Origin of the sequence: Clostridium sp. YIM B02555 (genome assembly GCF_022320955.1) — a bacterium.
Classification (GTDB): Bacteria; Bacillota; Clostridia; order Clostridiales; family Clostridiaceae; genus Clostridium; species Clostridium saccharoperbutylacetonicum.
In genome coordinates this window covers 174,760-195,835 of sequence record NZ_JAKJJY010000004.1, presented here as the reverse complement: position 1 = coordinate 195,835, position 21,076 = coordinate 174,760, and the positions used below count along the sequence as shown (strand labels likewise).

Below are 21,076 nucleotides of genomic sequence, written 5' to 3'. Positions count from 1 at the left end.
TAACGTAAGCGTAATTTGGGGTGTCTGGCATTTACCTTTATGGTTTATGGGTGCTACTAGTCAATCTCAAACGAACTTTAATTCTTTTCTTATTGGTACTCTTGCTTTTTCTATTGCATTAGCAGTTATAAGAGACCTATCAAAAAGCGTATTTGTGTGTATTTTACTTCATTGCATCATTCATTTGATATAACAGAGGTTGTTATTGGATTTATATCAAATATGATTATCCTTTTAATATCATTATTGATTTATTTAGTTTATTCCTTAGCAAAAAGAAAAGCACCAGAAAATTCTTTAAAAGTGTATTCAAATTAAAAACAAAAGTTATATATTATTAAAACATACCTAACAAAAAACTTACCATATTAATTTGTATATGGTAAGTTCCATGTTGTAATTATATATTCATTTTTAATAAATTACTCTCCAATTTATCATATCAATAAATTAGAAATTTTACTTTCGTCTATTATTTCAAAGCAGCTTTATATTGTTCTGGATAATTGATATCTAAATTTCTATCCTTTGCTTCATTTAATACAAAATATGGATTTCTTAAAAGTTCCCTGCCTATTGCAACTAAATCTGCTCTTCCATTAGATATTATTTCCTCTGCCATATTGACATCTGTAATTAATCCAACAGCTATTGTAGGAATGTTACATTTTTCTTTAATTGTACTAGCAAAATTAACTTGATATCCTGGATATGCACTTATTTCTACTGGAATTAAACCTCCAGTACTTACATGCACTATATCAATATACTCTTTTATTTCATTTATAATTTCCACCATATCATTTATAGTAATTCCACCCTCTTTATAATCATAAGCTGATACTCTAAGCATAATTGTTTTTTCCTTTGGCCATACTTCCCTTACGGCTTCTAGTATTTCTTTAAGAAATCTAGTTCTATTTTTTATATCTCCTCCATATTCATCTTCTCTCAAATTTGATAATGGAGACAAGAATTGATGTATTAAATAACCATGAGCCCCATGTATTTCAATAGCATCAAAGCCAGCTTTATCTGCTCTTTTAGCTGCTTCTTTAAAGTTCAGTACGATTTCTTTAATATAATCTTTAGTTAATTCCTTAGGAACTGTACTTTTTTCATCAAATTTAATTGCACTTGGAGCTACAGCTTGGCTAGCAGTTCCTGTATATTTTCTTCCAGCATGATTTAATTGTATTGCAATTTTAGAACCATAATTATTGACACCATCAACAATTTTCTTAAGCTTGTCTATATGCTTATCATCCCAAATCCCTAAATCTCTGTCTGTTGTTCTTCCATTTTCACTTACTCCTGTTGATTCAACAATTATAAGCCCTACAGCACCAATAGCTCTAGTTACATAATGGGTGTAGTGAAAATCATTTGCTATACCAGTTTCGTCAGATGAGTACATACACATTGGTGGCATAACTATCCTGTTCTTTAAGTTCATATTTTTTAATTTGTAATTTTCAAAAGTTTTCATAATTTTAATCTCCTTTTTATTATATTTCTTGCTTGTTGAAATTATAGCACCTATGATATACTTAGGAAAGTAGTGATATTTTTTTCATATAATTTCAAAAAAGTAAGTATTGTGATAAATCAACGCTTGAAAGGAGTTTTATTTATGTCAGAAGTTAAACTTGAACGAGGAAACCCTAATGAAAAATGTCCTATTGAGGCTGCAATAGACATCATAGGTAGTAAATGGACCTTTTTAATAATAAGAGATTTATTGATAGATGGAACAATAAGATTTGGAGATTTTCTACGTTCTTTAGATGGAATAAGTCCAAAAACTTTATCCCTTAGACTACGTGAATTAGAGAAATTTGGATTGGTCAAAAGAATTGTTTATCCAGAAATCCCACCAAAAGTTGAATATGAATTAACCGAAAAAGGTAAAAGTTTAGAAGGTGCATTTATAGAATTGAAAAAATGGGGACTTACAATTATAGAATAAAAATACCTCCAGAAAACCTGGAGGTATTTTTGATGAGAATTACAAAATACTATGTATATTAATAAGTTATTCTTTGATTCGGTAAAACTTAAGAGATAGAATATTGTTAATTAAATTTAATCATTGAATAACTTGATTAACCAAAATTATTTATCATTTTTTATGTTTATTTTTCAACTTTAAGCATTTATAGTTGAACTATTTCAATTTATAAGGCTTCTGCAATACATTTTTATATTTGAATCTAATTTAAGGAATCAAAAGTCTTATTGCTGCTAGTGCTGTAACTCCTAAAATCACTAGATGAAATAATCTTTCATTTAGCTTTTTAATTATAACAACTCCTAAAAATGCGCCAACTGCTATGGCTGGTATCATCAATCCTGTTAAATAAATTGTTTTTATAGGAATGTTATTCCAAAAGAATATTTGCAATGGTACCTTCGTTAAATTAATAATAAAGAAAAACCACGCTGTTGTCCCCATAAAATCATTTTTCTTAAAACCTTTAGCTAACAGATAAACACTAAAAATAGGCCCAGCTGCATTCCCTATCATTGATGTAAAACCACACAAAATGCCTGTTAATGCATACAATAAAGTGCTTTGGGGCACTTTAAAATTTTCACCTTTTTTCTCAGTATAAATTAATATTACTAAACAAATTAAAACTGAAACAGCTATACAAGCTTTAAACGTTTTATCATTTACATATATTCCAACTATAACTCCTAGTATTAAGCCTAGTAGTGTCCATGGAAGTAATTTTCTTATATTTTTCCATTCTGCATGCCTGTTATAATAATATAAAGCAAATATATCCCCAACTATAAGCATAGGTAATATAATTCCTGTAGAATCCTTTCCTCCAAATACACTTGCTACTATAGGAATAGCTGGCATCGTAAAAGAGCTTATTCCTGTCTTTGAAAAACCAATGAAAAATGCCGCTAGTATTAGCCAAAGCCATTGGTCTTGTAATAAATTTAATCCTTGAATTAACTGCATTATAATTTCCCTTCTTTAACTAATATTGTACTTCTACTTATGCATTTTTATATTGGCTGCTTTTATTTGGCAAATTCAATTTGCCTATTGCCTTTTTTAGAAACTGCAATTATAATGCCAAGTAAAATTGAAAGAAAGGCTGAGGCTAGAACTCTATACTCTAGTGGTAATAAAAATACTATTGTATGACAAGGTATCCAAACACATGTACATGTCTTAAGCCATGAAAAGCTTACTATTGTATACCAGTCAATTCTATCAACAAAATCTTTTACTGTTAATTGACTTATTTTTTTCTCATAACTCAAATCAACAAATAAATCTCCAAACTTATGATAAATATACATCATAGGTCCAAAGGTTAAATTCATAATAGTACTTCCAAAAAATGCTTGAGCTAATGTTGATCCTGCAAAAGGAAGCCTTCCTGCAGCCTGTGCTGCCCCAGCTCCTGCTGTAAACACCGTAAATACAAGTGTTATCATCATTCCAATTATTCCCCATACAATAGCTTTATAAATAAAACCTTTTGGTACAATCCACTGTCCATTTAAAATTCTAATTCCAAGCCAATCTCCCATGCTCGCTAATATAAAAAACTTAAAAAATCCTCCCATATACGGATGTGCATCTGTGACTTCTAAAAAAACTGTGCGTGTATCTGGTATTGCTAAAATTAATATCCATATTAGCAACACAACTCCCCACAAAAAGTCGCCCTTTTTATTCTTCATTAGTATTCCCCCATTAAATGTTTACGTAATTCTTTTCTTAAAATATTATATAGCAATTATCATGCCATTATTTTAATTCAAAACAGTTATTCTTTAAAAATTCCTTATAGCCTCTAAACACTTCCTTTCTATGTATATTAATAACAATTTCCATATAAAATTGCTTCAAAATAAATTTAGTGAAATTTGATAGTAATACAATTATGTATTAGAACTTTCCAAAACTCTTTATTTAATTAATATTTATCAAAACAAAAATGTATTATATCTAATACATTTTTGTTTTATATCATCAAATTAAGCATTAAATTTCCTAGGAAATTTCTCCGTTCATTTCTTTATAAAGGCTAGGTAAAATAACAGCTAAATTGCTATATTCCTCAACATTATGAAAAGCTAATCCCATTGGTGCTTGAACTGGAATTTGAATTCCATCTGGAAGAAGCTTGCAAGGCTTTCCATCAATCATATTATAGCCCATCCAAAATCTTGAACGAGATTCAACTCCATCTGGAGTTTCTCTAAAATAATGAATCATTATAGCTGGTGCCTTTGGCCCTCCTGCACGTGCTTGTGATAAACCATTTGCTGAAACAACAGTTGCCTTTTTTTCTTTTAATTCATCAGCAGTAAAACCTAGTTGTTCTGGTTTTAAAAATGAAATTTGAATATCTTCTGGTCCATTACCTGCATCTTCAATTACATAATGAGTACGACCTTGAAATTTTTCTAACATAGGAGTATTAGGATTTAGTATTATTTCTCTATCTTCGTCACTTACAGAAATGCCAAAATGGCCTTTTCTAAACCATAACATATAACGCATATCTTCAAGGGCATGCCATGCAAACCACCAGTTAATCATGTCTAAAGTTACACCTGGAAATTTATTATTAACTGCTACATAACCAGTCCCATTTGGAAGAATACAATAACCAGTTTCAACTTCATCATATCCTGCTTCAAGCAAATGTCTTATATCTTCTGGCATAATAGCTTTACTTGGATCCATTGGACCCTTCTTTAATATTTCCAATAATTCTTCATTAGGATTGGCAATTGATTGATTAAAATATTTTGAATAAGGTCTTTTTTCTTCCTCTGAAGTTAGTTCTTTTTTTAAATCTTTTAACATAATATCCTCCTTGATTTCTATAACTAAATTTGTGAATTTTTCGTAAGTTTAATTAATAATTGCTAAATTAAGCATTGCTTAATGGTATTCCTAACGCTTTAGCTTTTCTAAATACTGTAGGCTGCGTAACCCCAAGTACTTTAGCTGCTTTATAAGTACTCCCATGTTTTCTTAATGCATTTTCTATAAGTTCTTTTTCTAACATATCAACTGCTTTTTTTAAAGGCATATCACCTTCTAAACCTGGAAGTGTAATTTTATCCATACCTACCATATTAGCTATTTCTGTTGAATTAATATAAGTATTATCATTTATTACTACTAATCTCTCAATAGCATTTTCTAGTTCTCTTACATTCCCAGGCCAATCATAATATTGAAAGTTTGCAAGTGCTATATCTTCAAACTTCTTGTTTTTATTATACTTAATATTAAGCCTATCAAGAAAATTACTAGCTAAAAAAGGTATATCATCTTTTCTTTCTCTAAGTGGCGGAATCTTTATAGGTACTACATTTAGACGGTAAAATAAATCTTCTCTAAATTTCCCTGATTTAATCAATTCACCTATATTTACATTCGTAGATGCAATTATTCTAACATCCAATTTTATTGTTTTTGTACCTCCAACTCTCATTAGTTCTTTTTCCTGAATAACTCTCAATAATTTAGATTGTAGATTCATAGGCATTTCTCCTATTTCATCCAGTAATATAGTTCCACCATTAGCCATTTCAAACATTCCTAATTTATCTTTATTTTGAGCACCTGTAAAAGCTCCCCTTTCATATCCAAATAACTCTGATTCCAAAAGACTATCAGGAATAGCAGCACAATTTACTTTTATGTATGGCATATTTTTTCTAGTACTTTCATTGTGAATCTGCTTTGCAAATACTTCTTTACCACTTCCCGTTTCACCTGTAATTAGCACTGTAGCATCTGTTTTTGAGACGTATTTTATTAATTCTTTTAATTCTTTTATTTTTACGTTTTCTCCAATTATCCCTTCAGTTTTTCTATATTTATTTTTAAGAGATTTTAATTCATCTAAATATCTTTTACTTTTATTTTCCGCCTCTTCTAGTTCATCCTTTAATTTAATAAGCTCTGTTAAATCTCTCATTACCGTTAATACATGAGAAACCTTTCCAGCATCATCAAAAAATGGCGTCCCTGTTATTAACACTCTCTTATTGTTTTTACTAATAACAGATAGAGACGAAACCTTCTTTTTTTTCTTTATTACTTCCAAAGATACAGCTTCACTAAAATATTCTTCTTTAATTAACATACTTATATTTTTTCCAAGTATTTCTTCTTCAGTAATTCCTGTTATATCTGTATAGCCCTTACTTATAGAGACTACAATGCCTTTATTATCAACTACACATATACCATCAGATATAGCATCTCCTATAGAAAATGGACTTAATTGTATTCCTTTATAAAAATTCAACTCACTTATTATTTCCTTTTGCTCTTTAATCGTTTTCCTAAAGGAATTTAATAAAGCTAAAGTTACATCATCCACCTCTATGGATTTCTCATCCATCAATAAATCCAATTCATTTATTATGTCATTGTCTATTTTAAAAACATTCTTATTCATCAATAATAACTCCATTCAAGAATATTTTAGTTTTTTATAAAATATCGTTATAAAATAAATATATCAAAGTAACTTTAAGGATTCAATGACAATTATTTTTTATTCTGAAAATAACCAAACTGTTTCACGTTAATTTACAATGTACAACTTTGCAATAATCAGTCTATATATATCCAACTTAATAATCAATCTTATAAATGGAATATGTATACACTCTTACGAAATTAAAATTACAATACTACACTAGAAATCCGATACATTTTTCTGGAGCAGGCATGTGAAATTGAGCTAACGATGGTTCTTAATTGGAGCTTGTTCCATTTTAGCTTGTCTAAAAGTGAATGTCCAAAAAGTAAGTGTCCAAATTTTATATTTGGAAACACGAACTTTCTCCCTGGAGCTTTTATATTCGGAAACATGAACTTTCTCCTTGGGGATTTTACATCTGGAACACGCTAAAATGGCGATAAGCTCCTATTTAGAACCTTCCAGCGAAAATTTCACTAGTCCTGCAGAAGACAAATGTATTGGATTTCGGTAAGTTTCACATAAGTCTAATTCCCGCTTTGGATATCTATATAATTTAATGATTATTTATTTTTATATAGGACTTTAATTAAATAATCTCTAAGTCCTTCATTTGATTTCTTAGCTTGATCGGCAGACCACTCTTGAAAGCCCTTTCCTGTTTTAAAGCCTAAATCTCCTGCTTCCACTTTTTCTTTTAATATAGGTGAAGGTTCTGTTGAATTTTCTAAATGCTTCAATATATAACTGTGAATAGATAAAGTCAAATCAGTTCCAACCATATCAGAATTCTCCATAGGTCCAAGTACTGGAAGTCTTAATCCAAAGCTATATTTTATTGCCTCATCAACAGTTGCTGCATCTGCTATATCATGTTCAACTATAGAAATTGCTTCTCTCCAAAGAGCATGTTGTAATCTATTTGCAACAAAACCTGGTACATCCTTATTTACTCTTATTGGATGTTTTTCTACTTTCTTTAGTAGTTCCATTGTCTTGTCCATTATCTCATCTGAAGTATAATCTGATTTAATAACTTCTACTAGTGGTATTAAATATGGAGGATTCCAAAAATGAGTACCTACAAGTCTTGATTTATCTTTCACTTTTTCTGAAATTTCAGTTATACTCATTACTGAAGTATTTGTTGCAAATATTGTTGTATCCTTGCAGATAGGTTCTAATCTTTTAAATAAATCTTGTTTTAATTCCATATTTTCTGGAATACATTCTACTATGAAATCAGCATCCTTAACTGCTTCTTGTAAATCCTCTGTTAAAGCAATTCTATCCAAAATCCCTTTGATTTTTTCTTCAGTTATCACTCCATTTTCTTTTAATACCTGAAGATTAGATTTTATTTTATCCATACATTCATATTCAAATTTTTCTCTAATAAAAATTGTTACTTTTAAATCTTCATTTCCTGCAAAAACTTGAGCGATTCCACTCCCCATCATTCCAGGTCCAAATACTGTTATATTTCTAATTGAATTAGCCATTTATTAAGCCTCCTTGAATTATTCCATAAAATTCTGCATTGCTATATTTTTGTATTATTCAATACAATATTGCATTACTAAAGTGCAAATAAAAAACACATAATTGTGCTTTTTATTTGTAACTATACTTCTAACTGTTAACTTCTAAATAAGTTAATTAGCAGTTTTTAAGTCCTAAGATTTCTCTAGCTTCAGCTGGAGTTGCTATTTGTTTGCCCATTTCAGCAACAGTTCTCTTAGTTCTTTCAACAAACTCAACATTAGATTTAGCTAATTGACCCTTAGCATATAAAATATTATCTTCCATTCCTACTCTTACATTTCCACCTAAAGCTAAAGTCGCATATAATATTGGAAGGTGCCCTTTACCTATTCCAATAGCCCCCCAAGTTGCATCAGCAGGAATTAAACTCTTTAAGTATACTAAGTTTTCAACTGTTGCAGTCATTCCACCTGCTGCTCCTAATACAAATTGGAAATGAAGAGGTCCTTTTAAAATTCCTTTTTTGTAATAATATAATGCGTTATAAACCATACCTGCATCAAAAACTTCAATTTCAGGCTTAACATTATGCTCTTGCATAGATAATCCTAATTTTTCTAAGAACTTCGGACTGTTTTCAAATACAGTAGTATTTTGCCAGTTCATACTTCCACAGTCATAAGACGCTATTTCAGGTTTTAATTCTTGGAATGGTTTCATTCTAACTTCATCCGTTAAACCAATTCCACCTGAAGTAGTTAAATTTATTACAATATCACATTTTTCTCTAATAAGCTTTACTGTTTTTTCAAACTTCTCGAAACTCATTGAAGCTTTATCTTCATTATCTCTAACATGAATATGTGCAACAGAAGCTCCAGCTTTCCAACATTCATAAACTTCATTAGCTATTTCCTCTGGTTGTAATGGAACATAAGGTGTTTCATTTTTTGTAGGCCAAGCTCCTGTTGTTGCAACTGTTAATATTACTTTATTTTCTGAATTTGCCATAACTATATCCTCTTTCTTTATTGGAATTTTTAAATTTCAAGGATACTCCATAGAAGCATCCTCAAAATTACTTTATTAATAATCAAATTGTTTACCAACTGTAAACTGCTCACATGTTACCCTCAAGCGCGCAAACTGTAAATTGTACACTGTGAACTGTAAACTACTTAAAATCCACCGTAAGTGTAAGTTCTATCTGGTACATCATTTACATCATCTTCATCGATTTCTGCAACGCAACGAACCATTGATCCATCTCCCATGTACCATCTAATTGGCATACATAAGAATCTGAAGCGTTTTCCTGATACTTTATCTAAATTTCCACCAAGGTTTTCAACTCCAACAATACCATGTCCTAACATTTGCTTATGGCATGGTTCCCATGTTCCCCAGCAGCCAATTGCTTCTAAATCACCAAATTTAGCATCATATGCTTCTTTACCATGAATTCTGATGTATTCATCTTTATCAAATTCAGCATATGCTTCTTCACCGAATTTTTCTTTGTATTCTTCTGTAATAGATCTTCCTGAATTACCTATTAAGTTCATACGAGTACCACCATTATTACCCATAGCAGTATGAAGTGGATGATCTAAAGCTTGCATATCCATAGCTACACATTTAACTTTATGTTTTACAAACCATTTTCCTGCTTCAACACCTGTACCACATGAGTAATGATAGTATTCTTTTGAATCATCAAATTTACGATGCATTCCTGTATTTAAGCAAATTACCATTCCTTCTAATTCTTCTGGCTTAATGTTTGCGCGTATGCAAGCATCTTCAAGATGTTCTGGCAATATTAATCCCCAAGGTTCAATGCTGATTTCTAAACATACTGCATCTCCCATATATGCATCTACTGGCATTTCATGAGTGTAACGAGCACGTCTACCATCAAATTCATATTCCATAACGTGACGTGGTGCATCACAGTGTGTTCCTGTATGTTGAACACAATCTATTCTTTGTGTAAGAACTCCACCTTTAGCTAAAGTATGCATAGAATCAATTACTGGCTTAACGAAATAAGGCCATCTTGGTATATCCGCACTAAAAGGATGAGTTAAGTCTACATATATTTTTTTTCCCATTTTAAATTCCTCCAAATATCATTTATTATTAAATATTTCTATATGCAGCATAGCTGCTTTTTTTAAGATTATGAGTATATTAATAATTTTCAAATTAATAATTTATAAAAATCACATTACTGTCATTTTAATTGTCTTATGGAAACATTATTTTATAAAATACTTATTAGTTAGCCCAATATCCACCTTCAGTAGCAACATTAGCTCCTGTCATAAAATCACTAGCACTTGATGCAAGGAAGATACATGGACCTACGAAATCTTCTGGTTCACCAAGACGACCAACTGGAAGACGTTTTAAGAAGTTTTGATAAACAGCACTTTCTGGATCAAACATCCATTCAGTTAAATCTGAACGGAACACTGTTGGATTAATTGTGTTAACATTGATCTTATATTTTGCTGTCCATTCACAAGCAAGAGATTGAGCCATAAGGTCAATACCACCTTTTGCTGTACAATAACCTGTGTAATTTGCCATTCCCATTTTAGAACGAGCTGAAGATACTAGTATAACTTTTCCACCCTTACCTTGAGCAATCATTTTCTCTCCAACATATTTACAGAATAACCATGTACCTTGAACATCTGAATCCATGATTTTCTTCCATTCCTCTAAAGCTTGTTCAACAATTGGTTGAGGGTTATTATACCCTGCTGCTGTTACTAACACATTTATTTCACCAAATTTAGCTACTGCATCATTAACAACTTTTTTTACATCAGCTTCAACTGCTGGATCCCCTGTAGAATATCCACATTCAATTCCTTGAGCTTCTAACTCACTGCAAAGTTCTTGGCACTTTTTATCACTTCTTCCTGTAACAAAAACCTTCATGCCAGCTAACCCATATCCAAAGGAAACAGCTTTTCCTAAAGCACCTGTTGCACCAGTTATTACTGCTACTTTTCCTTTAACATCAAATAAATTATTAATAAATTTAGAATCCATTTTTTCTCCACCTTCCTGCTAATTGGGTCTTTAGAAATATATTAATTATTGCTTACAACTACTAAAACAGTAGCTACTTTATTAGTTTCATTAATCATTTCTCTTCCTTCATTTGGTCCAATAAAGATAGAATCATCCTTTTTAAGTACAAAAGTTTCATCTTTTGATTTTACTGTTATTTCACCATCTAATACGAAATAAATCTTTTCAGTTGGAGAATCTTCATAAGCATATTCTGCTCCTCCACCTGGTAAGAAATATGACATTCCCATCCAAAATTGCTTTGCACCTGTTTCTGCTTCTCCGTGTAATTTCATTGCCTTCATATCAAAATGCTTTGGAGCATTGTATGGAGCTACATTTTTTAATTCTACTTTTTTCATTTAAACCACTCTCCTAAAATATTATTAAACTGCTATGACTCTTAAGTCGTCAGGTATAATTAATTCAGCCTCTGTTGCATTTAATACTTCTTCAACTGTCAAACCTTCTGCTATTTCCTTTAATAAAAGACCTTCTTTCGTGACTTCCATAACAGCCATATCTGTAACAATTAAACTAACCTTGCCTACAGCTGTAAGAGGAAGTCTACATTCTTTAAGTATTTTTGATTCACCTTTTGCAGTGTGAAGCATTGCAATTATTACCTTCTTTGCACCGCTTACTAAATCCATAGCCCCACCCATACCTGGAACCATCTTTCCTGGTATCATATAATTTGCAAGATTACCTTTTTCATCAACCTCCAAGGCTCCAAGAACAGTAACGTCAACATGTCCACCACGAATTATTCCAAAAGAGGTTGCACTGTCAAAAAAAGCTGCCCCATTGTTAATAGTCACATACTGTGCTCCGGCATTAACTATATCTTTGTCTTCTTTTCCCTCTTCAGGCGCATTGCCTAATCCTACAAAACCATTTTCCGATTGAAATGTCACATCAATTCCATGTGGTAAATAATTTGCTACCATGGTCGGCAATCCAATTCCTAAATTTACAACATCCCCATCTTTAAGTTCTTTTGCTATTCTCCTAGCAATAAACTCCTTTGCATTTTTACTATCCATTAATTGTCACCTCCAACAATATAATCAACAAAAATACCTGGTGTCATAACATGATTTGGATCTAAGTCCCCAACCTCAACTATTTTTTCAGCTCCAACAATAACTAAATCTGCTGCAGTTGCTATTAATGGGTTGAAATTTCTTGTTGAAGCATTATAGAAAATATTCCCCTTCTTATCTACTACTGAACCTCCAACTAGTGCCATATCTGCTCTTAAAGGCAATTCTAAAATGTATTCTTTGTGATTTAATTTCAGTTTTTGTTTTCCTTCTTCAACAGCTGTTCCTATGCCTGTTTCAGTTAAAAAACCTCCAATTCCAGCTCCACCACATCTAATTCTTTCAGCTAAAGTACCTTGTGGTACTAAATCTACTTCCATTTCTCCAGTATTCATTTGCTTCCCTGTTTCTGGATTTAATCCAATATGGGATGCTACTACTTTTTTAACCTGCTTATTTACAACTAACTTTCCAACTCCCTTATCCGGAAGTCCAGTATCATTGGCAATTATAGTTAAATCTTTAACATTTTTCTTAACAATTGCATCAATAAGCATTTCAGGAGTACCTACTCCCATAAAACCACCTACCATAATAGTCATACCATCTTTGATATATTCCATTACTTCATCGATACTTTTAACCTTGTCCACTTAATACACCTTCTTCTTACTCTGTATCTTTCAACACTAATATTTAAAGCAATTAGCATGCCAACTTTTATTATTGAAGCTTTTTTATTCTTTGTTTTATCTCTAAGTCCCCCTATTTCACTTGTTTTCTTGCTGCTAATAAATTTAAATTTCAACTTTAATTAACATTACTTTTTTGAAAACGTTATTAGAAATAGTACATTTTTTAATACAAAAATGTATTAAAATTAATAAAAAAACTTATTAATCAACTTGTTTAAACGTTTTCTTAATCAATACAATATCGCATTGATTAATACAATATTGTATTACATCTTATTAACCATAATTCATTTCTTAAATTATTAGAACTAAAAAAGCAAACTACTAGTTGATTAAGTAGTTTGCTTTTTCACTAATTTTATAATTTATCTTTGAAACTAAAATTTAAATTTATCTATTGATACCTTTAACTCTTCTGCAATTGTAGCTAACCTTTCACCTGCACTAGCTATTTCTTGGATTGTTGCTGATTGTTCCTCCATAGATGCTGCTGTTTCTTCCGTTGCTGCAGCATTTTCTTCAGAAATTGCTGATAGATTTTGTGTTAAATCAATAATTTTATCTTTATTTTCAACCATCAAACTTGTAGACTGATTGAGTTTTTCAATTATATTTTTTATTATATCTATTGCTTCGGCTATTCCTTTAAATTTTCCTTCAGTTTCTTTAACGCTAGTAGCTTGTTCCTCAACAACATATTTTGTTTCCTGCATTAAATCAACTGCATTTTGAGATTTAGTTTTTAACTCATTTATTATAGTTTTAATATCATTTGTAAAATTATTTGATTGCTCTGCAAGTTTTCTTATTTCATCTGCAACAACTGCAAAGCCTTTCCCTGCTTCACCTGCTCTTGCTGCTTCTATTGCAGCATTTAAAGCTAAAAGATTAGTTTGTTCTGCAATGCTTTGAATCATAGTGCTGGCACTATTAATTTTTTCTGCACTATCATTATTGCTCATTATAATATTATAAACATTACTAGATGCATCACTATTTTTCTGTGTCTTATTGATAAGTTCTTTTAAAATCAAGAAACCATCTTCTTTTTGCTTTTCAATTCGAACTGCTGCCACGTTAAGTTCTTTTGTATAATTTAATTCCTTCTCTAACAAAGTTCCTAGTTCCCCTATGTTATTAGCTGTTATTTCTGTATCCTTAGCTTGATCCGAAGCTCCTTTTGCAATTTCTTCAATAGTTTTTGCAACTTCTTCTGATGCAGTAGCTGCTTGCTCTGAAGTAGCAGTTAGTTCTTCTGATGATGCAGCAATGTGTTCCGTTGTATCCGCTGCTTTTCGAATAAAGTCTGCTACATTTTCTCTCATAATTTTAAGAGCCCTTATCATCTCACCAGTTTCATCCTTTCTATTTATGTAAGCAGAACTTAACTGATTAGTTGATGAAAAATCTAAATTAGCAAATTCTTTTACTCTTCCTGTAACGGCTACTATAGGTTTTGTTATACTGCTAGAAATAAAATTAATTAAAATACTTACTAATACTAGTATTATCAATGCTGAGATAATTACCACCTTCATTATTTCTCTTGCATTACCTGTTAACTCTTTTTGAGTTATGAGCGATGCTAAAATCCAATCGGTACCTTCTACTTTATAAGGATTTACAAGATATTTTTCACCATTGATTACAACCTCAAATGCATTTGTTTGATCAGTTAAAAGTCTATCCAAGCCAGCAATTCCAATTTCTTGTACTTTCTTAAAATTATTATCAGGATTTTTCCCGTCTGCCATTATAGCACCTGTAGTATGTATTATCATTGAAAATCCAGTTTCACCAATCTTCATTTGATTTAACATTTCACTGATTTTAGATTGCTTAACATCAAGACCTATAGCTCCAATTAAGTTCCCATCTTTATCTGTAAATGAACGTGCATTACTTGTAAGCATTTCAGACTTAAAAGTATATGGCTCTGTTCTAATAATTTTGCCATTTTTATCTTTAGCCTGAACATACCAAGGTCTTATTACTGGATCATAGCCTGCAAAGGTTGTAGTTTCAGGCCATTGTATGTATCTTCCGTCTTTAGTTCCTAAATATACATAGTTTGTTCCTTCATGACTATTTCCATATTGTTCAAATACTTTGTAAATTGCTTTTTCAAGTTCTCCATTAACAGAAGGTTTCATTTGAGTTTCTTCTGTTGTACCTTTATAACTTGTTATACTATTATCTGCCGACATTACTAAAGGATTTGTTGCAAGCATATCAAGATTTTTATCTATTTGATCATAGAAAATTTTAATTGCCTGTGAAACTGTATTCATTTGTCCTTTAGAATTAATTAAATAATCATTGTAATTCTTTTTATTGACTTGATAAATTGAAATACCACTAATACTTACTACAGTTATTAAAACAACTAAAACTGTAGCTATTAAAATTCGACCCTTTATCCCACCAAAACTCTTCTTCATCTATTACCCTCTCCTCTTTTACCATATATATTCCTATAAATAAAATTCGACACTTCCAACATTTTTCCTTTTAATATTTACTTGTTTTTTACAATTTTTAAACATAATTATATATTTATTTTTCGCAATAGAATTATATATCTAATTTTGTAATACATAAAAAACTTTTCACATAAAAATTTAATTTAAAATAAACATTGTTTGGGAGAAAAATCACTATTCAAAGTTTTAAAATATAAATGTTCTTTCACATTCAATATAATGCATTAATACTAGAAATTAATTTATATACTTGCATGCTATTTAATTGCGAACTATACTATATTAGGTAACATATTCTTATTATGTACTAAATTAATATTCACGAAATGGAAGGGCGCTATATGAGAAAAAAAGACATATTAGAATTGAAGAGACGTTTAAAAAAGGATGATTGTACATTTACCAGAATGTGTGGCTGCTATGTAGATGGCCAAAAGAATATTGTATTAAAGCTTAAGGAAACTTTTTTAAATTTAAGAGATGAAGAATTTTATAAATATCTAGAAATTGCTAAAAAGACCCTATCTGGAACAATTGGCAATAATCTTTTAGAGCTTAACTTCCCATTAGAGGAAGAAGGTATGGGAAGCCACCAACTTTCTCTAATGGAGCTTAAAAAAAGCAGATTAAAAGATGATGCGAAGCTTGATGACTTTTACAATACAATTATAGATAGCTATGACTATACTGGTAATTTTCTAATACTTCTTTTTCACGATGCTTATGATGTTATGACAAAGACTACAGATAATTCTAAATTAGATGAATCCGAAGAAGTTTACGAATATATTTTATGTGCAATTTGTCCCGTTGAACTTGCAAAACCAGCTCTTGGATATCTTGAAGATGAGCATAAAATCGGAGCACGTATTAGAGACTGGATAGTTGGAGTTCCTGACCTTGGATTTGTATTTCCAGCTTTTATAGATCGAAGCACTGATATTCATTCTATTATATACTATGCAAAAAACGCAAAAGACTCACATCCAGAAGTAATGGAAGAAGTTTTAGGCTGCAGTTCAAAAGAAACTGCAACTGAACAGAAGGAAAAATTCCAAACTATTATTAGTAAAGCTGTTGGCTGTGATGAGGAAAAATCAGAACATTTATTTATGGAAATTCAAGAAACTCTTAGTAGCATGGCAGAAGAACACATTGCTGTTAATGGCAAAAATGCTGAACCTATACTTCTATCAAATGATAATATTCAAGATCTTTTAATGGAAAGTGGAATTTCAGAAGAAATCACTGCTAAGATTGAAAAATCCTATATAGACGTATTTGGGGATACCCCTCCTATAGTTGATCATTTAATTGATAAAAAAGCACTTACAGCAAATGAGCAAAGAAAAAAAGAAGAACGACTTGAGAAGAAAGTCAAATTTCTTGAAGAACGACTTGAAGAAACAAAACAAAGCTCTCAATTAGTTTCAGAAAAAGAAGAAAGCATAGAAAAAGAGAGTTCTTTAGAATCAGCAGCAGATACAATTTTAGAAGCAAAGACTGATATTAAATTAGATGACGATTCAGATAGAACTTTTGAACAAAATTCTAATCATGAATTAGCTGTTGAAGAAGAATCAAATTCTTATTATGACATTATTCTTCAAGTAAAACCTCAAAAGGTAGCTCAAATAAAATCACAAATAATTGATGGAAAGAAATGTATTGTTATTCCAATTGATGAAAATGAACAAGCTAATGTAAATGGTGTTGATACTTTACTTTAGTTTATATATTAAAAACCACCAAAATAGCAAACAAGCTATTTCTGGTGGTTTTAATAATATGCTAAAATTATAAATGTTTAATTGCCAATTATCATTTTAAAAATAACCATTTAATTGGCATACTTTCTGTTCATACCATTTAAATCTGACACTTCTATGTCATTCCTAACCACTTCAACAAAAGCTTTTACAATCTCAGGATCAAATTGTGTTCCACTGCATCTTTCAAGTTCCTGTATTCCATCTTCGTAAGACTTTCTTGTATTATATGGTCTATTTGAAGTCATAGCATCGAAGCTATCTACTACTGTAAGAATTCTTGCAAGGAAAGGTATTTCATCACCTTTTAACTTATTAGGATAGCCTTTCCCATCATATCTTTCATGGTGACTTATTATTAATGGAGTAATTTCTTTAAGAGATTCAACAGACTTGATTATCTCTGCCCCATTGGCAGGATGCTGCTTAAGTTCTTCCCATTCCTCATCCGTAAGCTTCATCTTTTTTACTAGAACTTCTTTCCTAGTATTTATTTTTCCAATATCGTGCATATATGCACCATAAATCAAAATTTCTTTATTTCTTTTGCTTAGCTGAAGCTTTTCTGCAATAAGCCTACTATAAATTACCACACGTTCTACATGTCCATATGTATATTTATCTTTAGCATTAATAACGCTAATTAAAGTTTTTATAGATGTAACAAGTTCAACATCTTTTTCATCAATGTTGCTTTTAATCTCATCTAAAATAGAAGTATATGATTCAACCTTATTCTTATTTATAAATTTTGCTCGGTATAAAGCATCATCAGCACTTTTTATTAATTCTATATCATCTTTTGCTTTATCAGGATAAACAGATATTCCCATAGAAGCAGTAATCTTACCATTCGGCTGACTATCTTCTCCTTCAAAATATGTATTTTCTATTCTTTCTCTTAGATGCTCAGCAAGATTCAAGGCTTCCTTCTCATTAGTATCAGGCAGAATCACTGCAAACTCTTCTCCTCCATACCTAGCTGAAATATCTCCTTCCCTTATATTCCCTTTAATGATTTCTGCAACTTTTCTAAGTACATAATCTCCTTTTTGATGCCCATATGTATCATTATATTGTTTAAAATAATCTATATCTATAAAAATCATGGATACAGGTTTATCATTCCTTTCTCCAGCTTTAACTTTCTCAATTAAGGTATCACAAAAATATCTGTGATTATACAATTCAGTGAGCCCATCGATATTTATTTGTTCTTCTAACCTTTTAATATGTTCACCTTCTATTTTTACATAAAACCCCAAGGGCCATGCTGTTAAAATAAATATTCCTACCAAAATTAAATCATCTTGAAAAAAATCATTTAAGTAAGCATTTGGGACAACCATAATATCCATCCCTAAAATAATTAATGACGATATGATTGAAACTATTAATCCACGCTTCATTCCGTATTGAATTGTTGTCGTTATAATTATAAATAAGTACAAAATTTTATATTGACTTCCATTTACTCCACATACCCATATAATTGCGGAAAATACAATTAAAAAGAAATTTATTTCAATTATATTAAAAATATTTCTATATTTATTCTTAATTTTATTTTCAACTGAAAAAGACCATGCTAAGTATACTAAAACGAAGAGCATTAATGGTATAAATAAAATTATGAGAATATAAAAAGTACTAGATTCCCATATTGCCGAGTTATTTTTAACAAATGTTTTAGATAAAATTATACCAATAAGCAAAAGTGTAGACAATTTAACTACTGAAACTATATCATTAATTTGTTTTTGTTTATTATTTATTATTTTTTTCATACACTGCCCCTTATACTTACTATAATGAGACCAATAATTTGGTCTCATTTTTCAATTTATTCATCTCTCAAGCATTTTGGCTCTTCAGGTTGATAATGAACATACCAACATGCTGAAGTAGCTACAATTGAAGCAAAAACAGTTGCTATTGTAGCTATACCCATTAAAATTTTACTCTTCATTTTTTCACCTCCCCTCAGTGATTAATTTTAATTATCCCAACTTGCCTAATACAATATGTCCACATTTAGTTAAAGAAAATACCTGCCATAACAAACCCATATAAACACATAATATGTAACTTAATAAATTTCGATTTTCTAAATATAGATAACTTAAAATAATAGTTATTATAGTAATTAAATAAAAGCTCAAGGTTTTAATTGAAGTTCCTTTTAATCTTTTCCTCTTTTCAATATTTTTAATAGGTTTTGCTATACTATCTACTGGTGCAATTTTATTTATAATATAGTATGACCATATGAAAATTACACTTCCAACTAATATAACCATAACCAAACTCATATTAATATTTTTACTTAATAGGGCCATACCAATACTTGAAGCTGTACCAATAACTGCACATCTCATTGGGGATTTTGCATGAACCCCTCCTGAACTTTTCCTTAAGATACTTATAGTAAAAGATACTATAAGCGCTTCTATTGTCACATTAAAAAACATCCCAAATAAAATAACTAAAATAATACACATCCCTGTTTGAAATAAACCAAATATTCCATAATTGATTACAGCCCTTTTATCATCATCAAAATTCAATTCTTGAGAAATATATCCTGAAATTTTTTCACATATTCTTTCAATTTTAAACATATCTAATTCTTCCTTTTTTTTAAATAATAAATAATATAACTTATTATTACTAAAATTATTAATGATGGAATTCCAGTTAATGTCCTTAACTTGGTATCTAGCATTATTGTATCAAATCCATCCTTAAAAATAAGCTTTAGTGCAATTATATTTAACCCTTCTATTATGAACATAGTAATAGTTAATATTAATGAAGATCTTATTGCAAAAATAACATCTACATTATCTATACTCCACATAATTATAATCATTATAAATATGCCTAATATAGTATGCACTCCAAAACTTATAGGTAGAAATCGTATTCCATATTCACCAAATCCCAATAACAAACTTGAAATTATGTATCTATTACGATCTATACGTTCATTTGATAACATAAGCATTGCAAACATTACTACAAATGCTTCTGGCATCCCCCTAAATATAAATTCAAACACTGTTAACCTTAACATTTATTTTCTCCTTTGATTATTAATTTTCTTTATTGAAGTGTAGATTATTATAAATACAAATGCTCTTATAAATACGTCTCCTATACTAAGAATGCTATAACCTAAATCAATAAAATCTGTTAGTATCTTTAGTTTAGTTTGTGAATTTCCTAACATGTGAATGTCTTTTACTATAACAAATGCTTCAGGTTTAGCATATCCTGTTAAATAGGATAAGGTTGGAAAAACTGGCATAAAACCATCATTAGCTTTTATTACAATATCATTTAAGCCTCCACCTATAAGCATAAAAATAGAACCTATTATTGATTGAAGGTATATTCTATATTTAAAAACTAATAATAAGTATGTGCAGAAATAAAATGTATTCAAACTTTTCAGAAAACTAATAAATTCATAATGCCCTAAGAAAATACTAAGCTGTCCAAACAAAAAAATTATTTCAAAGATGATTATAGGATAAAACGTCCATGTTTTAAAAAGGGGTTTTATTTCATATCTCCTTATTTTTGCAAATAGTAATGCTAGTAATATTGTTTCTGTCATGTCTCCCCCTAAAATTCACAATTAATTATTAAAATTCTTTGAATATATTCTATAATAGTAAAAAATGCATAATATGATACATTATAATATCTTTTATAATATTTATCCACTTTTTTTCTTACAAATAAATAATATTATACCTCTAAAAGGTATTCCATTGAGATCTCATATCAATTTAAACCAGGAGCTTTAAGTACTATGCTGATGAATACTCCATCAATTCCCTTTTATTTAAATCAGCTGTTAAATATTTGAATAAAAATACATTTATTCTACTTACTTTTAACCACATATTCTAACGTTTTCATTTCTACTTTTCATATCTTAGTAATCACCAAAAGGTAATAGCACCTACACACATTTATCTTAACTATTATTTTTATATATAATATAACATATAACTG

General features: G+C 30.0%; 21 protein-coding genes. 2 read left to right on the top strand and 19 right to left on the bottom strand.

What is annotated here, in order from left to right; translation table 11 throughout:
• Positions 1-472: 472 nt before the first annotated feature.
• Complete coding sequence (gene namA / locus L3B98_RS08490; RefSeq protein ID WP_015392359.1) at positions 473-1,489, bottom strand: NADPH dehydrogenase NamA; 1,017 nt, start codon at positions 1,487-1,489, stop codon at positions 473-475.
• Between the two features lie 144 nt (positions 1,490-1,633).
• On the opposite strand from namA, the gene L3B98_RS08485 reads away from it, so the two are divergent.
• Complete coding sequence (locus L3B98_RS08485; protein WP_015392358.1) at positions 1,634-1,969, top strand: helix-turn-helix domain-containing protein; 336 nt, start codon at positions 1,634-1,636, stop codon at positions 1,967-1,969.
• A gap of 249 nt (positions 1,970-2,218) precedes the next feature.
• Here L3B98_RS08485 and L3B98_RS08480 read toward each other — a convergent pair whose 3' ends face one another.
• From L3B98_RS08480 to L3B98_RS08420, 13 genes are all read right to left on the bottom strand, one after another.
• Positions 2,219-2,977, bottom strand: coding sequence for a sulfite exporter TauE/SafE family protein (locus tag L3B98_RS08480; protein WP_015392357.1), 759 nt, complete (start codon positions 2,975-2,977; stop codon positions 2,219-2,221).
• Between the two features lie 62 nt (positions 2,978-3,039).
• Positions 3,040-3,711 (bottom strand): Mpv17/PMP22 family protein, encoded by a 672-nt coding sequence (locus L3B98_RS08475; RefSeq protein ID WP_015392356.1) that lies wholly within the window; start codon positions 3,709-3,711, stop codon positions 3,040-3,042.
• 313 nt (positions 3,712-4,024) lie between these two features.
• Positions 4,025-4,846 carry a hypothetical protein gene (locus tag L3B98_RS08470; protein ID WP_015392355.1) on the bottom strand — a complete coding sequence of 274 codons (822 nt, stop codon included), beginning with the start codon at positions 4,844-4,846 and terminating at the stop codon, positions 4,025-4,027.
• Between the two features lie 67 nt (positions 4,847-4,913).
• On the bottom strand, positions 4,914-6,458 hold the full coding sequence (locus tag L3B98_RS08465) for a sigma 54-interacting transcriptional regulator (protein ID WP_015392354.1): 1,545 nt from the start codon (positions 6,456-6,458) through the stop codon (positions 4,914-4,916).
• Between the two features lie 590 nt (positions 6,459-7,048).
• Positions 7,049-7,987 carry a 3-hydroxyacyl-CoA dehydrogenase NAD-binding domain-containing protein gene (locus L3B98_RS08460; protein WP_238916293.1) on the bottom strand — a complete coding sequence of 313 codons (939 nt, stop codon included), beginning with the start codon at positions 7,985-7,987 and terminating at the stop codon, positions 7,049-7,051.
• A gap of 157 nt (positions 7,988-8,144) precedes the next feature.
• Positions 8,145-8,981 carry a 3-keto-5-aminohexanoate cleavage protein gene (locus tag L3B98_RS08455; protein WP_238916292.1) on the bottom strand — a complete coding sequence of 279 codons (837 nt, stop codon included), beginning with the start codon at positions 8,979-8,981 and terminating at the stop codon, positions 8,145-8,147.
• A 167-nt stretch (positions 8,982-9,148) separates the two neighbouring features.
• Entirely contained in the window at positions 9,149-10,084 is a 936-nt protein-coding gene (locus L3B98_RS08450) for a cyclase family protein (protein ID WP_238916291.1), read from the bottom strand.
• Between the two features lie 166 nt (positions 10,085-10,250).
• Positions 10,251-11,036, bottom strand: a complete 786-nt coding sequence (locus L3B98_RS08445; RefSeq protein ID WP_238916290.1) for an SDR family oxidoreductase — start codon at positions 11,034-11,036, stop codon at positions 10,251-10,253.
• 41 nt (positions 11,037-11,077) lie between these two features.
• Complete coding sequence (locus tag L3B98_RS08440; RefSeq protein WP_015392349.1) at positions 11,078-11,419, bottom strand: cupin domain-containing protein; 342 nt, start codon at positions 11,417-11,419, stop codon at positions 11,078-11,080.
• Positions 11,420-11,443: 24 nt separating this feature from the next.
• Entirely contained in the window at positions 11,444-12,103 is a 660-nt protein-coding gene (locus tag L3B98_RS08435) for a 3-oxoacid CoA-transferase subunit B (RefSeq protein WP_015392348.1), read from the bottom strand.
• A complete protein-coding gene (gene atoD / locus L3B98_RS08430) occupies positions 12,103-12,756 on the bottom strand; it encodes an acetate CoA-transferase subunit alpha (protein WP_015392347.1) in 654 nt (217 codons plus the stop codon). Before atoD ends, L3B98_RS08435 begins: the two co-directional genes overlap by 1 nt.
• Positions 12,726-12,911, bottom strand: coding sequence for a hypothetical protein (locus L3B98_RS08425; protein WP_144053530.1), 186 nt, complete (start codon positions 12,909-12,911; stop codon positions 12,726-12,728). Before L3B98_RS08425 ends, atoD begins: the two co-directional genes overlap by 31 nt.
• A 264-nt stretch (positions 12,912-13,175) precedes the next feature.
• Positions 13,176-15,239 carry a methyl-accepting chemotaxis protein gene (locus L3B98_RS08420; protein WP_238916289.1) on the bottom strand — a complete coding sequence of 688 codons (2,064 nt, stop codon included), beginning with the start codon at positions 15,237-15,239 and terminating at the stop codon, positions 13,176-13,178.
• 383 nt (positions 15,240-15,622) lie between these two features.
• Here L3B98_RS08420 and L3B98_RS08415 point away from each other — a divergent pair, with 383 nt between their 5' ends.
• The gene (locus tag L3B98_RS08415) at positions 15,623-17,011 is read left to right on the top strand and encodes a DUF4317 family protein (RefSeq protein WP_238916288.1); all 1,389 of its coding nucleotides are present in this window, start codon (positions 15,623-15,625) and stop codon (positions 17,009-17,011) included.
• 110 nt (positions 17,012-17,121) lie between these two features.
• On the opposite strand, the gene L3B98_RS08410 is transcribed toward L3B98_RS08415, so the two are convergent.
• The 5 genes from L3B98_RS08410 to L3B98_RS08390 are packed head-to-tail and all read right to left on the bottom strand — an operon-like array spanning position 17,122 to position 20,672.
• Positions 17,122-18,837, bottom strand: a complete 1,716-nt coding sequence (locus L3B98_RS08410) for a diguanylate cyclase (RefSeq protein WP_238916287.1) — start codon at positions 18,835-18,837, stop codon at positions 17,122-17,124.
• 56 nt (positions 18,838-18,893) lie between these two features.
• Entirely contained in the window at positions 18,894-19,019 is a 126-nt protein-coding gene (locus L3B98_RS08405) for a cyclic lactone autoinducer peptide (RefSeq protein ID WP_015392343.1), read from the bottom strand.
• Positions 19,020-19,050: 31 nt separating this feature from the next.
• On the bottom strand, positions 19,051-19,671 hold the full coding sequence (locus L3B98_RS08400) for an accessory gene regulator B family protein (protein WP_238916286.1): 621 nt from the start codon (positions 19,669-19,671) through the stop codon (positions 19,051-19,053).
• Between the two features lie 2 nt (positions 19,672-19,673).
• Positions 19,674-20,126, bottom strand: coding sequence for a hypothetical protein (locus L3B98_RS08395; protein ID WP_238916285.1), 453 nt, complete (start codon positions 20,124-20,126; stop codon positions 19,674-19,676).
• The gene (locus tag L3B98_RS08390) at positions 20,127-20,672 is read right to left on the bottom strand and encodes a DUF5317 family protein (RefSeq protein WP_238916284.1); all 546 of its coding nucleotides are present in this window, start codon (positions 20,670-20,672) and stop codon (positions 20,127-20,129) included.
• Positions 20,673-21,076 lie beyond the last annotated feature (404 nt).